The organism is Dorea sp., from assembly GCF_977044405.1.
This window is the reverse complement of sequence record NZ_CDRRQK010000012.1, coordinates 12,508-29,312: the sequence shown is the minus strand read 5'-3', so window position 1 is coordinate 29,312 and position 16,805 is coordinate 12,508. Positions and strand designations below refer to the sequence as shown.

General features: G+C 42.2%; 12 protein-coding genes. 2 read left to right on the top strand and 10 right to left on the bottom strand.

Going from position 1 to position 16,805, the window contains the following annotated elements:
* Positions 1 to 21 precede the first annotated feature (21 nt).
* The 4 genes from dnaK to ACWJAF_RS07105 all read right to left on the bottom strand — a co-directional run bounded on the left by dnaK (position 22) and on the right by ACWJAF_RS07105 (position 6,450).
* Positions 22 to 1,902 (bottom strand): molecular chaperone DnaK, encoded by a 1,881-nt coding sequence (gene dnaK / locus ACWJAF_RS07120; RefSeq protein WP_296029645.1) that lies wholly within the window; start codon positions 1,900 to 1,902, stop codon positions 22 to 24.
* Positions 1,903 to 1,958: 56 nt separating this feature from the next.
* Positions 1,959 to 2,558 carry a nucleotide exchange factor GrpE gene (grpE, locus tag ACWJAF_RS07115; RefSeq protein WP_448863070.1) on the bottom strand — a complete coding sequence of 200 codons (600 nt, stop codon included), beginning with the start codon at positions 2,556 to 2,558 and terminating at the stop codon, positions 1,959 to 1,961.
* Between the two features lie 36 nt (positions 2,559 to 2,594).
* The gene (hrcA, locus tag ACWJAF_RS07110; protein WP_296029650.1) at positions 2,595 to 3,650 is read right to left on the bottom strand and encodes a heat-inducible transcriptional repressor HrcA; all 1,056 of its coding nucleotides are present in this window, start codon (positions 3,648 to 3,650) and stop codon (positions 2,595 to 2,597) included.
* 247 nt (positions 3,651 to 3,897) lie between these two features.
* Positions 3,898 to 6,450, bottom strand: coding sequence for a glycoside hydrolase family 3 protein (locus tag ACWJAF_RS07105; protein ID WP_448863035.1), 2,553 nt, complete (start codon positions 6,448 to 6,450; stop codon positions 3,898 to 3,900).
* Positions 6,451 to 6,921: 471 nt separating this feature from the next.
* Here ACWJAF_RS07105 and ACWJAF_RS07100 point away from each other — a divergent pair, with 471 nt between their 5' ends.
* On the top strand, positions 6,922 to 7,737 hold the full coding sequence (locus ACWJAF_RS07100) for an ATP-binding protein (protein ID WP_296029655.1): 816 nt from the start codon (positions 6,922 to 6,924) through the stop codon (positions 7,735 to 7,737).
* Between the two features lie 50 nt (positions 7,738 to 7,787).
* Here ACWJAF_RS07100 and ACWJAF_RS07095 read toward each other — a convergent pair whose 3' ends face one another.
* From ACWJAF_RS07095 to ACWJAF_RS07080, 4 genes are all read right to left on the bottom strand, one after another.
* Positions 7,788 to 9,107 carry a replication-associated recombination protein A gene (locus tag ACWJAF_RS07095; RefSeq protein ID WP_296093937.1) on the bottom strand — a complete coding sequence of 440 codons (1,320 nt, stop codon included), beginning with the start codon at positions 9,105 to 9,107 and terminating at the stop codon, positions 7,788 to 7,790.
* 30 nt (positions 9,108 to 9,137) lie between these two features.
* On the bottom strand, positions 9,138 to 9,833 hold the full coding sequence (locus ACWJAF_RS07090; protein WP_448863034.1) for a polysaccharide deacetylase family protein: 696 nt from the start codon (positions 9,831 to 9,833) through the stop codon (positions 9,138 to 9,140).
* 752 nt (positions 9,834 to 10,585) lie between these two features.
* Positions 10,586 to 11,233: a flavin reductase family protein gene (locus ACWJAF_RS07085; RefSeq protein WP_448863033.1), complete on the bottom strand. Its 648-nt coding sequence runs from the start codon at positions 11,231 to 11,233 to the stop codon at positions 10,586 to 10,588.
* 10 nt (positions 11,234 to 11,243) lie between these two features.
* Positions 11,244 to 12,890 (bottom strand): putative manganese-dependent inorganic diphosphatase, encoded by a 1,647-nt coding sequence (locus ACWJAF_RS07080; RefSeq protein WP_448863032.1) that lies wholly within the window; start codon positions 12,888 to 12,890, stop codon positions 11,244 to 11,246.
* 289 nt (positions 12,891 to 13,179) lie between these two features.
* Between ACWJAF_RS07080 and ACWJAF_RS07075 the strand changes: the two genes are divergently transcribed.
* On the top strand, positions 13,180 to 13,878 hold the full coding sequence (locus ACWJAF_RS07075; RefSeq protein ID WP_296033563.1) for a S1 RNA-binding domain-containing protein: 699 nt from the start codon (positions 13,180 to 13,182) through the stop codon (positions 13,876 to 13,878).
* A gap of 71 nt (positions 13,879 to 13,949) precedes the next feature.
* Here the strand turns inward: ACWJAF_RS07075 and ACWJAF_RS07070 are convergent, their stop codons facing one another.
* Positions 13,950 to 15,869, bottom strand: a complete 1,920-nt coding sequence (locus ACWJAF_RS07070; RefSeq protein ID WP_448863031.1) for an NAD(+) synthase — start codon at positions 15,867 to 15,869, stop codon at positions 13,950 to 13,952.
* A 47-nt stretch (positions 15,870 to 15,916) separates the two neighbouring features.
* The gene (gene hslO / locus ACWJAF_RS07065; protein ID WP_296033561.1) at positions 15,917 to 16,795 is read right to left on the bottom strand and encodes an Hsp33 family molecular chaperone HslO; all 879 of its coding nucleotides are present in this window, start codon (positions 16,793 to 16,795) and stop codon (positions 15,917 to 15,919) included.
* Positions 16,796 to 16,805: the final 10 nt, after the last annotated feature.

Here is a 16,805-nt window from a genome sequence, read left to right as displayed (position 1 = left end):
TCTATTCCTCACTTAATGTTCTTAGACTTCTTTGTAATCTCCGTCTACGACATCGTCGCCCTGGAATCCTTCTGGTGCCGGACCTGCTCCTGCATTAGCTCCTGGCTGAGGACCTGCTCCCTGAGCTCCTGCTGCTGCGCCAGCCTGCTCATACATCTTTGTGAAGAGTTTCTGAGCACTCTCTGTCAGTTTTTCTTTACCAGCTTTAATCTCAGCAACCTGCTCATCTGTAAGAGTATCTGTATTTGCTTTTTCCAGTAACTCTTTCAGAGCTTTGCAGTCAGCTTCTACTGCTGCTTTATCTGCACCGTCAAGCTTGTCGCCAACTTCCTGCAGAGCTTTCTCTGTCTGGAATACCATAGCGTCAGCTTCGTTCTTAGCATCGATTCCTTCTTTACGTTTCTTATCCTGAGCTTCGAATTCAGCAGCTTCTTTTACAGCTTTGTCGATATCTTCATCAGACATGTTAGATCCTGCTGTAATTGTGATGTGCTGTTCTTTTCCAGTTCCAAGATCTTTTGCAGATACATTTACGATACCATTTGCATCGATATCGAATGTAACTTCGATCTGTGGGATTCCACGTGGAGCTGGTGCAATTCCGTCCAGTCTGAACTGTCCGAGGGATTTGTTATCTCTTGCGAACTGTCTTTCTCCCTGTACTACGTTGATATCAACGGCTGTCTGGTTATCAGCGGCTGTAGAGAAGATCTGGCTCTTCTTTGTAGGAATTGTTGTATTTCTCTCGATCAGACGAGTAGCTACACCACCCATTGTCTCGATAGACAGTGACAGTGGAGTTACATCCAGAAGAAGGATGTCGCCAGCGCCTGTATCTCCGGCAAGTTTACCACCCTGAACAGATGCTCCAAGTGCTACACACTCATCTGGGTTCAGAGATTTACTTGGCTCTTTACCTGTCAGACGTTTTACTTCTTCCTGTACTGCAGGGATACGTGTAGATCCACCAACTAACAGTACCTGACCAAGTTCAGAAGCTGTGATACCAGCGTCTGATAATGCTCTCTGTACCGGCTCAGATGTCTTCAGTACAAGATCATGTGTCAGTTCATCGAATTTAGCTCTTGTAAGGTTCATATCAAAATGTTTTGGACCTTCAGCTGTAGCTGTGATGAATGGAAGGTTAATGTTTGTTGTTGTTGCTGAAGAAAGCTCTTTTTTCGCTTTCTCAGCTGCTTCTTTTAATCTCTGAAGTGCCATCTTATCTGTAGATAAGTCAACACCTTCCTGTTTCTTGAACTCAGCGATCATATAATCTGTGATCTTCTGGTCGAAGTCATCTCCACCAAGTCTGTTGTTACCAGCTGTAGATAATACTTCGATAACTCCGTCACCGATCTCGATAACTGATACGTCGAATGTACCACCACCAAGGTCATATACCATGATCTTCTGTTCTTTTTCGTTGTCAAGACCATATGCAAGTGCTGCTGCTGTTGGCTCGTTGATGATACGTTTTACATCAAGACCAGCAATCTTACCAGCATCCTTTGTTGCCTGACGCTGAGCATCGTTGAAGTAAGCAGGTACTGTGATAACAGCTTCTGTTACTTTTTCTCCAAGGTATCCTTCTGCATCAGCTTTCAGCTTCTGAAGAATCATTGCTGAAATTTCCTGTGGAGAATATTTTTTATCTTCGATTGTTACTTTGTAATCAGATCCCATCTCTCTTTTAATAGAAGAGATTGTTCTCTCTGCATTTGTTACTGCCTGACGTTTTGCAGGTTCTCCGACAAGACGCTCACCTGTTTTTGTAAATGCAACTACAGATGGTGTTGTTCTTGCGCCTTCTGTATTAGCGATAACTGTTGGCTGTCCACCTTCCATTACGGCTACACAGCTGTTTGTTGTTCCTAAGTCAATACCTATAATTTTACCCATGATAAATTCCTCCTGTATTACTTTTATTTATTCTGAAAATTGTGAATATTTTGTTTTTAGTTTGCTACTTTTACCATGCTGTGTCTTACAACGGAATCACGGTATGTGTAGCCTTTCTGAAATTCTTCGGCAACTACATTTTCGCCAAAGTTTTCATCTTCTACATGCATCACTGCATTGTGGAAATTCGGATCAAACTGCTGTCCTACTGCTTCGATAGGCTTTACATCGATTCCTTCAAGCGTGGTAAGCAGATGTTTGTATACCTTTTCCATTCCCTGAACGAACGGATCTTCTTTTTCTTCTTCCTTTACTGCATCTAATCCTCTTTCGAAGTTATCTACAACCGGAAGGATCTTTTCTATGATATCTTTTGCTCCGACTTCGTACATCTGGGATTTTTCCTTTTCTGTACGTTTGCGGAAGTTATCAAACTCTGCCATCTGACGGGTAAGCTTATCTGTAAGCTCTTCTATCTTCTCGTCTTTTTTATCTTTCTTTTTACCAAATAATTTTTTGCCAGGTTTCTTTTCTGCTGTATCTTCTGCTTCTTCTGTATCTTCTTCAGAAGTTTCTGTTGTATCTTCTGTATCAGCCTCTGTTTCTTTTGCTTCAGCAGCAGATTTTTTAGCCTCTTCTACAGCTTCTTTTACCATATCTTCCTGGCTTTTTTCCTGCTTATTTTCCAAGGGTTATTCCACCTTTCTATCGTTCTTATGAAACATATGATCCAGTTCTGACTGGAGACGCTTCATAGATTTTAAAACATGTTCATAATCCATACGTTTCGGTCCGATAATTCCTATCGTTCCCTTCATACCGTCACCCAATTCATAAGTTGCAGTCACAACGCTGCAGTCTCTCATGGTCTGTACCGGAGTCTCATCTCCGATATATACCTGAATGCCGGTATTCTCATCTTGTGCCAGGGTCTGTGTTACCAGTTCGGATAACTGCTGTTTTTCTTCAAATGCACTGATAATCTCCTGTGCACTCTGGTTATCACTTAATTCTGGATATTTGAAAATGTTTGTCGCACCGCTTGTGTAAATCTGCATATCATCATCCAGATGAATTGCATCCGCAACTGCGTCCAGTACATATCCGACTACCTGACTGTGGATTCCTGCCTGCTCTTTTAATCTGGCGATCAGTCCCAGGTTGATTTCTTCGATCGACATACCGTTGAGCGTTGTATTCAGCAGCATATTTAATTTCAGCAGATTCTCATTACTGATTGGTTCGTCAATGTTGATGATCTTGTTCTTGATCACGTTGCCGCCCAGTACGATGACTGCAATCACCTGTTCCTCATCTACCATAGATAACTGGATGAACTTAATCTTATTCGAATTGTTCATCGGAGTGGAAACCATTGTCGCATAATTCGTATTCGTTGCGAGAACTTTTGCTGCCTGCTTTAAAAGTTGATCCATCTTGTCTGCTTTATCAAGCATCTGTTCCTGCATCTCATTTAATTCCTGCTCTTTTTCCTCCATCAGCATATCTACATAGAGCCTGTATCCTTTGTCCGAAGGAATACGTCCTGCCGACGTATGAGGCTGGATGATATATCCCATCTCTTCCAGATCTGCCATCTCGTTACGGATTGTTGCTGAACTTAAATTCAGATCCGTGTATTTGGAAATTGTTCTGGAACCGACCGGTTCTCCTGTCTCCAGATAATTCTGGATGATTGCATGAAGTATTTTCAGTTTTCTTTCACTTAGTTCTTCATGATTTATCACCGGTACCTCCTCCTTTCGGTTTCTCAGGTTATTAGCACTCTTTTTATCTGAGTGCTAACACCTTTCGACTATTAAGATAGCACTCCCACATATTTTTGTCAACACTGTTTAGATATTTTTTACATTTTCATATGAATGCTTTCATACACGAAAAAAACAGGCCGGCTCTATATAATAGATTGCCTGCCTGTTTTCTATATAGTTATGTATGCAAGAGAAGCTGCCAGTGGAAGATTCTTTTGTATTTTTATACTGTCTTCAACGCAATTCCAAGAATATGTTTTGCGCACCTCTGAAGATCTGCCTTGGTAATTCCGCCGCCATTCTTCACAGCTTCTACGATATCCTCTACATTCTTCCTGCATCCCGGCATCTGAAGATCATTTCCGACCTTGATACACTGTACACTGTCGGAATAACTGTATTTTCCACTTTCTGACACCATTCCAAGCGCCGACGTATCCTGGGATGTGTACCAGTCTGTCATAATAAGGCCTTCAAATCCCCATTCATCACGTGCTACATTCTGAAGCATATCATAATGATTCGCTGCATGTGTTCCATTGATCAGATTATAAGATGTCATAATCGCATATGGCTGTGCTGTCTTAACTGCGATTTCAAATCCCTTAAGATAGATCTCTCTTAACGCTCTCTCGCTGATATGCGCATTCGTAAACATCCGGTTATCTTCCTGGTTATTCGCTGCAAAATGCTTGATCGTCGTTCCATGTCCCGCATAAGACTGTACACCTTTTGTATCAGCTGCCGCACACAAACCGGTAAGAAGCGGATCTTCTGAATAATATTCAAAGTTTCGTCCACACAGTGGATTCCTGTGGATATTCATTCCAGGTGCAAGCCACAGATGAATATGGAAGCGTTCCATCTCTTCTCCTACAATTTCACCCATTCTCTGAATAAGCTCCACATCCCATGACTGCGCAAGCGTTGTTGCGATCGGGATTGCCGTACAATACTGATAATAATCCTGTGTTCCTTCCGGTAATTCTTTTGCAAACGGCGCAATCTCCATTCCAAACTGTTCTCCGCCCGGCAATTTATTACCTTCTTTATCCGTTTTAAAATGCTTCTGTAACCGCAGCCCCGCCGGCCCGTCTGCCAGAATCAGATTCGGGATTTTCCGTTTTTCGATGAGTGCAGATGTCGTATCTCCGGCCGCTCCCGGTACACACGCGGATGCTGATCCGATCACATTGCCGCCTTCTTCCATCCGTTCGGTTCCCACACAGAGATCTGCCAGCTCTTCTACTGTCAGCTGTGCTACCAGCTCTTCAAGGGATGCATTTCCATTTTTTACATCCTTAAGTGTTAAGGTCTCGCCTGGCCTTTTGTCTTCCAGCACCGTACGCATAACTTCATATTCAACAATCTTTTTTTCAAAGTTTTCTGCATAGATCAGAATCGGACGCATAAAAGGTGTATCATCAAGCTCCAGATCAAAGATTGGAACCATATGATGGATCTCTTTTACGATTTCTTTGTCTTTCATTACATTTTTAAGCTGAACCGTCTGAACGGTCTCGTCCAGATCTATGATTGCAGCCACTTCCGTTGTACGTGAACTATTTCCCACACGGATTGTATACTCGCCTTCTTCCATGACCCAGACAGCATCATAACTGTCATAAGATGCCATGTCCTCTGTCGCAAATGTAATCGTTACAACTTCTGTTTCTTCAGGTGCAAGAAGCTTCGTCTTGGCAAATCCGGCAAGTTCCTGTGTCGGCTTTTCCATCACTCCGTCCGGTGCAGAATAATAGACCTGTACCACTTCTCTTCCCGGATACGTCTTGCCGGTATTGGTCACTTCTACTTCTACTGTTACCTGCTTTTCATCTGCCGTCACTTTTTTCGTAGACAATGCGAATTCCGTATAACTTTTCCCGTATCCAAAGCAATATAATGGCAGCACTCCAAATGTATCAAAGTAACGGTATCCGACATAGATTCCGTCACTGTAGTACTCATCATCCAGATTGCCATCCCTGTAACTGAACGTCCGTGAGGAAGGATAGTCATCGTATGACCTTGCCCATGTATCTGTCAATTTTCCAGACGGAACCGTCTTTGCTGTTAACACATCTGCCACCGCATAGCCACTCATATTTCCAGTCTGTCCAATCAGCATCATTGCCTGTATTCCGGAAATCTTCGTAAGTTCTGTCAGATCTATCACGCCACCGGTATTCAGTAACACAATGCAGTTATGATATTTTTCTGTCATGAACCTGATATTCTGAAGCTCTCTGTCACTCAGATAATAATCTCCCTTTTCTGCAAGACAGTCTTTTCCTTCACCGGAATTTCTTGCGATCACATAAACAGCCGCATCTGCGTCTTTTATATCCGCTTCTTCGATAACCGGCTGCTCCGGTTCTTGAAACGGATGTTTAAAACTTATGATTACAGACGGCTCTCCTGTCTCATCCGAAATGTTTTTCAGTTTTTTCAGATATGTTTCCTGCGCTTCTTTCATATCTTTATCGTATCTGTCCAGCCAGTCTTTTGTAACAATTTCAAATCCGGCCTCTTCGAGTCCCTGGGCAATGGAAATTGTTTTCCTTACATTAACATCTCCCGATCCTGTTCCGCCCTTCACCGTATGTCTGGCTCCGGTTCCATATAATGCAATTTTCTTTATCTTTTCTGAAAATGGTAATACACCATCATTTTCCAAAAGGACCATACATTCTCCGGCTAGACGGCGCACTTCATTCTCATGCTCTTTCTCATACTTCTGGATTTCATTTGTCTTCGATGCATAAATCTGTGCCATATATCTTCCTCTTTTCTTATTTATATAAATACTTTTTCGGTATGATCTGTGGTAGATAGCTCATAAAAATGCTTTCGTAATTTTATTTCATATATAACGAAATATATTTTCCGTTTTCTTATGCCACGCATCAGAGTGTTTCTACGAAAGAAAGTTTAACATATTTTTCTCTTATTTTTCTATATATTTGTATTAATTATTTCTTGCTAATTTCAAATCAGAAAAATGTTCCCCATATTTCACTTTTCCCTTGCTTCCTTGTAAAGATTATAATTATTTCAAGTTTTGTTGTTATTCCAACAACATTTTATTTCTTCTTTATAGTAGACTATTACTCACAGGAGCTGCTTCAGACAATTCCTTATGCAGGTTTTTTCAATTGCACTAGAGTTTGTCTGAAAAATGCTTTCTGTATCGTATAACTACGGTATAAAAACATTTTTTAATTTTTAAGAAAAGGGGAACACAATTATGATCAGAAAAATTATCCATATAAATGAAGAAAAATGTAACGGATGCGGCGCATGCGCCAACGCCTGTCATGAAGGGGCGATTCAGATGGTAGCTGGAAAAGCGAAATTGATGCGTGATGATTTCTGTGACGGTCTCGGTGATTGTCTTCCGGCCTGTCCTACAAATGCAATTACCTTCGAGGAACGTGAAGCAGTTGCTTATGACGATGATGCAGTAAAAGCTCACCTTGCAGCAAAAGGCCCGGAAGCACTTAAGAAACATCTGGATGCCAAAAAGGCGCACGCACATGATAACGATGCACCTACTGCACACCATGCCGGATGTCCCGGTTCCATGGCACGCGAGATTCATCATGAAGTTCCACATCACGGGGGATGTCCTGGTTCTATGGCACGTTCCGTTGAGCATAATACAGAAAGCACCGCACAGACTGCTTACTCCATGGAAAGCCAGCTCCGCCAGTGGCCGGTCCAGATAAAACTTGCACCGGTAAGTGCCCCATATTTCCAGAATGCAAATCTTCTGATTGCCGCAGACTGTACCGCTTATGCTTATGGCAATTTCCATAACCAGTTTATTAAAAACCATGTCGTACTGATCGGCTGTCCAAAGCTTGATGCCGTTGATTACACTGAAAAGCTTACAGAGATCATCAAATGTAACGATTTTAAGAGTCTTACCATTGTCCGCATGGAAGTACCTTGCTGCGGAGGTCTTGAGCACGCCGCCACAGAAGCACTTAAGGCAAGTGGAAAGTTCATTCCATGGCAGGTTGTAACAATAGGAATTGATGGAAGCATTAAAGAAAACTAATTGATGTTTCATGCACTTTCGGTTCCCCGGCAGTGCATGAAACACCCTGCCTATCTATTCTCCCGGATATATTCCATCCATTCTTTTATCTCTTTTTCATGCCCGTTATCACTTGGCTCATAGAATTTTTCTCCCATGATTTCATCTGGAAGGTATTGCTGTTCTACATAGTGATGTGGATAATTATGCGCATATTTGTATCCGATTCCATGTCCGAGCTTTTGTGCGCCTTTGTAATGGGCATCCTGTAAATGTGACGGCACTGTTGTCTTGGTTCGTTTTACGCTTGCCATTGCATCAAAGATTGCATTGCATGCGGCATTGCTTTTTGGCGCAGTTGCTACGTACGTCACTGCCTGCGAAAGGATGATCTGTGCTTCCGGCATGCCGATTCTTTCGACTGCCTGAGAAGCTGATACCGCAACTGTCAGTGCCATCGGATCTGCATTTCCTACATCTTCGGATGCACAGATCATGATACGTCTGGCGATGAACTTGATGTCTTCTCCTGCATATAACATTTTTGCCAGATAGTAGACTGCTGCATCAGGATCCGATCCGCGCATACTTTTGATAAAAGCAGAGATTGTATCATAGTGATTGTCTCCGGTCTTATCGTATTTTACCACACGTTTCTGGATGCATTCCGATGCTACGTCCAGCGTCAGGTGAATCTTCCCGTCTGCACTGCGTTCTGTCGTCAGGATTCCAAGTTCTACCGCATTCAATGCGCTTCTTGCATCCCCACCGGCAATATCTGCCAGAAACTCCAATGCATCATCATCAATCACCGCCTGATAGCTGCCCATTCCTTTTATATTATCATATACCGCTCTTTCAATCAGAGTCTTAATGTCTTCCTTACCAAGTGGATGTAATTCAAATATACTCGATCGGGAAAGAAGCGCTCCATTTACCTCAAAATACGGATTCTCCGTAGTTGCTCCAATCAGAATGATCGTACCATCTTCCACAAACGGAAGCAGATAGTCCTGCTGTCCTTTATTGAATCTATGGATCTCATCTACAAAAAGGATCGTCTTTTTATGATACATCCCCTGCATCTCTTTTGCTTTGCCAATCACTTCTTCCATATCCTTTTTACCTGCCGTCGTTGCATTGATCTGGGTAAATTCAGCACTTGTTGTATTGGCAATTACTTTTGCAAGTGTCGTCTTTCCCGTTCCCGGCGGCCCATAAAAGATAACCGAACTCAGCTTATCTGCTTTGATTGCACGATAAAGCAGTTTATCTTTTCCTATGATATGCTGCTGCCCTACGACTTCATCCAGAGTTGTCGGACGAAGTCTTGAAGCAAGCGGTGCTTCCTTTTCCATATTCTGTTCCCGCATATAGTCAAATAAATCCATCTATCTTCATCTCCATCGTTGTTCTTATTCCTATTCCAGAATCAGTTTATCGACTGTTACAAATTCAAATCCTTCTTTTTGCAGTGTATCGATGATCCGAAGTGCTGCATTTACACTGGACTCATAACAGTCATGTAATAGAATGATATCATTTTCCTTCGCCTGCGTCACTACTTTGTTGACAATTTCGTCTTCATTATTTGTCGTCCAGTCCAGAGGATCGATCGTCCACATCACCGGCATTACATCCAGCTCCCACTCCAGCTGCTTTTGCCATGCACCAAACGGTGGTCTCATATAAGAAACTTCTTCCCCTGTAATCTCTGTGATTGCTTCATTGGTCATCAAAATCTCTTCTTTTGCTTTTTCATCCGGTACACGGGTAATCTCCACATGATGATAAGTATGATTTCCCACCAGATGTCCTTCGTCCGCCTCCCGCTTCACAATCTCCGGTGCACTCTTTACATTTTCACCAATCAGGAAAAATGTTGCTTTTACATTCCGTTCTTTTAATCCATCCAAAAGCTTTCCTGTCCACGCTTTGCTTGGTCCGTCGTCAAATGTGATAGCTATCTGCGGTGCCTCTTTTATCATGCTTGAGGAAACGTATTGTACGGCTTTTTTGTTCTGATTCACCGCGGTATCTGATAAAACTTTTTGTGTGACTTCATTTCTCGTACTGGCATCTGTATTAGCATTCTTATTATTTTCCACTTGCATCATCTTTGTAATCAGCAAGTATATTCCTAATGTATATATCACACATATGGTAATTCTTTTTATTAGATTTTTATGGCCTGGTTTATATTTCATATGATGCCTGCATATTCCATTTCATTATACTATATGAATTGTTTTGCTGTTTAATGCACTATGTCATTGTGGCCTCTCGGTCCATGAGAAAGCGCTGGTATCCTGTCTGCTGCTAGATGTCACGATGCAGAAGTTCTAAGGCAGTCCAACTTTCCTAAGGACGAAAGGGCCTCCGCTCCAAACTCGCCCTTCGGCTCAAACAGTGTCGCTCCGTCCCTTTAACGGAAAGTCAAACTACCTAAGAACTTCTACACATCGCGCCAAAAATCGCTGCAAACAGGATACCAGCGCTTTCTCATGTCGTGACTGGCATATGGTAGTGTATGAAATAGTTGGAGGGCGTAACTTTGAGTCCTTACCCCGGGAATATCATAAAAAGAGCCACCAGAGACACTAAAATCGTCCCCATGGTTATAAAACATATATAAGAAAATGCTACGGTATTACGTAATCATATTATCTATAGAAAACGTAATAAACGTAGCATTTTTTATTTTTCGATATTTTGTAATGTCACAAGACCATAAAAAATACGGGGCATAAGACTTCCGGGGTAAGCATCCACGGTTACGCCCTCCGTTTGATACATTAATTATCGCCTGTCAATCACGACTTGCGTATGCCTTGGTATAAGGGCTGGGAATCCACCCCAAATTAATGTATTAAACAGCTTTTTTATTCTTCCGTGATTTTTTTGACACCGTCTTTTTCCCGGAGTTTTTCTTTCGCTTTTTATCTACATCCGGCTTTTTTCTCACACTCCAGCCAAATGTTCCAAGAGACTTTCCAAGTGTCAGATATTCTCCGTGTGAATATGCCAGAAGTCCGGCTTTTCCAAGCTGTAATCTTCCTTTTTCATCCAGATATTCTTCTCCTACCTGAACGGCTTCTACTTTCGCCAGGAACATATGATGTGATCCCAGTTCTTTTACTTCTGTCACGGTACACTCGATATTCACCGGACACTCTTCTATGATTGGGGCATACTGCAGTTTTGAAGCTTTTCCCTGTGTCAGGTGCATTGCTTCCCACTTATCTACATCCCTTCCGGATTTGACGCCACACCAGTCGGTTGCTTTTTTCAGCTTTTCTGTCGTCAGATTGACGACAAATTCCCCGCTGTCCTTTAAAAGTCCATATGAGTAACGCTCCGGTCTTACGGAGATATACAACATTGCCGGATTCGTACATACCGTTCCTGTCCAAGCCACGGTTATGATATTTGCTTTTCCCGACTTATCCGCAGTACTTACCATCACTGCCGGCAGCGGATATATCATATTTCCCGGTTTCCAAATCTGTTTTCCCATCTCTTTACTCCTACTGCTGAAGTTCACTTACCAGTGTTGGTATCAGCTGTTTCTTTCTGGATACAACGCCCTTTAAGATCATCTTTTCCACATCTTCCTTTAAGTCAAATGCATCGATGATATATTCTTTTGCTTTCGCTCCGCAGCACAGCAGTTCCGTTGATTCATCCAGAATGTCTGTAAGCATAAAGAATACCATCTGTACACCATTTTTTTCCAGTACTTCCGGCAGATACGGTGTCAGCATCTCTTTTACTTCCTGCAGTTCTTCCTTGCTCATGGAATTCAGCTGTCCTACTCCGAATACAATATCATTAACCGTAAACTGTTTGAAATCCTGGAAGCAGATATCTTCTGCAGTCTTTCCGGCAAGACTGCTTCCTGCCTTGAACATTGCCTGTGCCTGTTCTTCCAGATTGATTCCTGCAATCTTCGCAAGCTTCTTGGCAACCTTTTCATCCAGTGGTGTGCAGGTCGGTGAACGGAATAACAGTGTATCCGAAATAATTGCAGAACACAGAAGTCCTGCGATCGTCGGTGTCAGTTCTACGTCATTTTCTTTGTACATCTGATATACGATGGTCGCCGTACATCCAACCGGCTGGTTCCTAAAGAATACCGGCCCCATCGTCTCGATATTGCCCAGTCTGTGATGATCGATAATTTCTACAATCTCAGCTTCTTCAATTCCGTCCACTGCCTGATTCTTTTCATTATGATCTACCAGAATTACTTTTTTCTTACTTACATTCAGGAAACGACGTCTGGAAACAAATCCTTTGAATTTTCCATGTTTATCAATGATTGGGAAATCACGGTATTTTTTCTTTGCCATCACTTCCTTGATGTCTTCTACATAATCACTCATATGGAACGACGTAAGCGGCATCTTCGTCATAAAACGTTTTACCGGCACACTCTGATTGATCAGACGTGCAGCTGTAAATGTATCATGTGGTGTGCTGATGATGACTGTGCTCTGTGACTCCGCCCGTTTGATCACTTCCTCGGAAACGGTCGCATTCTGGCACACTACCATACAACTTACATCAATATCCAGTGCACAGATCTGCGATTCCACACGGTTTCCAAGAATAACCAGGTCATCCTTTTCAATGAATTCCTGCATCAGATCCGGACTTGATGCTCCGATTGCAACTTTTCCTTTGGTAAAATATCCATGTTCATTACCTGTTATCAACTCTCCGTCCAGAGTATGGATAATATTACGGTACTGCGTTCTTGCTTTTGCCAGAATTGTATTATCATATACATCCATATAAGAGGTTGCAATATCTCCAGTAGAGATAACACCCATAAGTTCCTCATCTCTTAAGATTGGAATGGTTTTGATATTATTCTCTTTCATCTTGATCCATGTATCTTTCAGCGATACATTCGGACCTACTCCATCAATCTGATGGATATCCATATCCTTTACCTGTAGTTTTACATTTTCCAGAAGATTCGGTGTCTTTACTCCAAATTTCTGTAAAACATAATGTGTCTCTTCATTTATCTGACCGGCTCTTTTTGCAATGTATTCATTACCGGTTATTTCTCTTTTCAAATTTGCATAAGCGATTGCTGAACAGATGGAATCCGTATCGGGATTCTTATGTCCCACAACGTATATTTTTCCTGCTTTCTTAGCCATATTTTATCTTTCACATCCTTTTCCTTATGATCTCTTAAGTATTAAGCTTGCCATCTTTTTCAGCTTTCGTCAACCTTTATTTCCATGTATTTCGTATTTTTCTTTGAACAATATTATAGTTGTATGCTATACTAAAAACAATACAGAAAACTTGCCACTGGCAGCTTCTCTTGCATACTTTATGCATACAGAACACTTACCACTGGTAACTTTTCTTCCATACTTAGGTATATAAAAGAACATTTCTAATCATGTTCTTAATAAAATAATAAGAAGGGAACAAAACACTATGAACGAAGAATTATTACACAAAGAAACACAGAACGAAGAAACATCAGTTACAATGGCTGACCTTGAGGGACATTTTGATGATGCAAACCCATGGAACGTCGTAGCATCTTACATGGAAAAAGGAACTATCCTTCCGGTTAAAGTCGAAGGAATCGTCAACGGCGGTGCCATTGCCATGGTTGAAGGCCTGCGCGGATTCATCCCTGCATCCAGATTATCACTGTCTTATATTGAAGATCTGGAAACTTACCTGTTAAAAGATATCGAAGTTAAAGTCATCGATGTAGATGAAGCGAATAACCGTCTTGTACTTTCTGCCCGTGAGATTCTGCAGGAAAAAGCAAGAAAAGAACGCGAAGCAAAGATTGCCAACATCAAAGTAGGCAGCGTTATGACAGGTACTGTAGAAAGTCTTCAGAACTATGGCGCATTCGTAGATCTTGGAGATGATCTCTCCGGACTGGTTCACGTATCCCAGATCAGTTTAAAACGAATCAAATCTCCTGCTGATGTATTAAATGTCGGCGATGAAGTAACTGTAAAAGTCATCGGAATCAAAGACGGAAAGATCAGCCTGAGCATGAAAGCTCTTGAAGAAGAAAAGAAAGAGGAAGAAGAAATCCATGTAGAGATTCCAAAAGCCGAAGAAATCGGAACCAGCCTCGGAGATCTTTTCAAAGGATTAAAATTAAATTAATGCTGAACCAAAAACGCTCCGCAACGGCCTAAAAAGGTTGTTGCGGAGCGTTTTTATTCAACTGCAAATATTTATTCCGGTTTCACCCTCTCCAAATCCCTAAGCCATGCATCCGAACATGCATCACTTGGCATTCTCCAGTCTCCTCTTGGCGAGAGGGCTACGGTTCCGACCTTCGGTCCGTCCGGCAGGCAGGAACGCTTGAACTGCTGGATAAAGAATCTTCTGCAGAATGTATACAGCCATTGATAGATGGTTGCATCATCGTATTCCCCGTCAAATGCATAACGGGCGATTCTGTATATCTTGCTTGGTTCATAACTGAATCTCAGAAGATAATACAGGAAGAAATCATGTAATTCATAAGGACCGACAAGATCCTCTGTCTTCTGTGCGATCTCGCCGTCTTTTGGCGGAAGAAGTTCCGGACTTACCGGTGTATCCAGGACATCATATAATACGTCTTTTAATTCCTGGTCCTCACAGGTATCCGCATAATAATGTACCAGATGTCTTACCAGTGTCTTAGGAACGGAGGCATTCACACCATACATAGACATATGATCTCCATTGTAAGTTGCCCATCCAAGAGCAAGCTCTGACATATCTCCGGTTCCGATTACGATACCACCTGTCTGGTTGGCAACATCCATCAACACCTGCGTTCTCTCTCTTGCCTGTGAGTTCTCATATGTCACGCTATGATCTTCCGGATCATGTCCGATGTCTTTAAAGTGCTGCTCAACCGCTGCTCCGACCGGAATCTCCCTAAGCGTGGCTCCAAGTTTCAATGACATCTTGCATGCATTCTGATAGGTTCTGTCTGTCGTTCCAAAGCAAGGCATCGTTACCGCGATCACACCACTTCTGTCCATTCCAAGTGCGTCAAATGCCTTGGCAGTAACAAGCAGTGCCAGTGTCGAATCCAGACCTCCCGAAATTCCTACAACAGCACTTTTTGCATGTGCATGTGCCAGACGCTTTTTCAGTCCCATCGCCTGGATTGTCAGAATCTCTTCACATCTTAAGTTTCTCTCTGCCATGACACTTGGCACGAATGGTCGGGATGCAAATGTTCTGGTAAGCTTTGTCTCTGTAATCTCTAATTCAAACGGAATGCGGATCAGTGTTCTCTCCTGCTCTGTCTTAAATGTCGTATTCTTTCTTCTTTCACTGAGCAGACGCTTCAGATCCAGCTCTGTATAGATCACTTCATTTACAAATCTGCTGCTGGATGCAAGTGTCGTTCCATTCTCTGCGATAATATTATGTCCGCCAAATACCAGGTCTGTCGTAGATTCTCCTTCTCCGGCATTTGCATAGATATAGCCACAGATCAGCCTTGCCGACTGTCCTTCGATCAGGCTTTCCCTGTAAGATGCCTTTCCGATGGTCTCATCACTTGCCGAACAGTTCACGATCACAGTCGCACCTTCTCTTGCAGCCAGTGTGCTTGGCGGAACCGGTGACCATACATCCTCGCAGATTTCAGCTGAGATAACGAGTTCTTCCATCTCTTTTGCTACAAATAAAAGCTGGGGACCAAATGGGATCTTCTCCCCGTTTAGTTCAATCCATCTGGCACTTTCCGGTCCCGGACGGAACTGGCGCATCTCATAGAATTCTCCGTAATTAGGTAAAAATGTCTTCGTTGTAAGTCCCAGAATCTTTCCTTTATTAAGTGCTGCTGCCACATTATACAGCTCACCGTCTACCGCAAGCGGAAGGCCTACAAATATAATCGCATCTTTATCACGTGTAGCCTCCGCAATCTGATACAATGCTTTTTTTGACTCTTTTAATAATATATCCTGCATGAACAAATCACTGCATGTATATCCCGTCACACACAACTCAGGAAATACAATCACTTTTGCCCCCTGCTTCGTTGTCTCTTCTATACTCTTACAGATATTTTCTGTATTATAAGCAACATCTGCCACACGGATATCCAGTGTTACTGCCGCTACCTTTACAAATCCATCTTTCATGACATTCTCCTTTTGACCAGATATGATTCCTTTTTATCCGGCCGTTTTTATCGTTTGCACTGTTTCAGAATTGTTTTTAATTCATCTACAGAATAATTATATGCCGTATTGCAGAAATGACACTTCACTTCAATGTCTTTTCCTTCATCGATCATATCCTGGATTTCTTTTTTTCCTACGCTGATAACCGCTTTTTCTACTCGCTCTTTTGAACAGTTGCAGTAAAATCTTGTTGGAAGTGTATCCGTAATTTCAAGTCCGAGATTACCAAGAAGAATCTCCAGGATCTGTTCCGGTGTCTCACCTTTTTTCAGATGATCTGTTACGGATGTAATGTTCTTTAAGTTTTCTTCGATCTGACTAATCGTCTCTTCTTTTGCAAATGGCATCATCTGGATGATAAATCCGCCTGCACATTCTACCGTATTATCTTTTGCCATCAATACCCCAAGTCCTACAGATGACGGTACCTGCTCTGAATTGGCAAAATAATACGTAAGATCTTCTGCAATCTCACTGGATACCAGGATCGTCTGTCCGGAATATGGCTCTTTTAATCCCATATCTTTGATTACCTGGATCAGTCCGATTCCAACTGCACCGCCGACGTCTAATTTTCCATTTTTTGGCGGCAGGATGACGTCCGGATTATTTACATATCCTTTTACATCCCCCTTGCTGTCCGCTGTTACGGTGATGCCGCCAAGCGGTCCGTCTCCTCTTACCTGCAGCGTCAGCATATCTGATTCATTTTTCATCATGCTTCCCATCATGGATCCTGCTGTTAAAAGTCTTCCAAGTGCTGCAGTTGCCACCGGGCTTGTATTATGATGTTCTCTTGCTTCCTCTACAAGTTCTCTTGTTGTTGCTGCAAATGCTCTTACCTGTCCATCTGCTGCAGTTGCTCTTACAATATAATCTTTCATATATAATAAA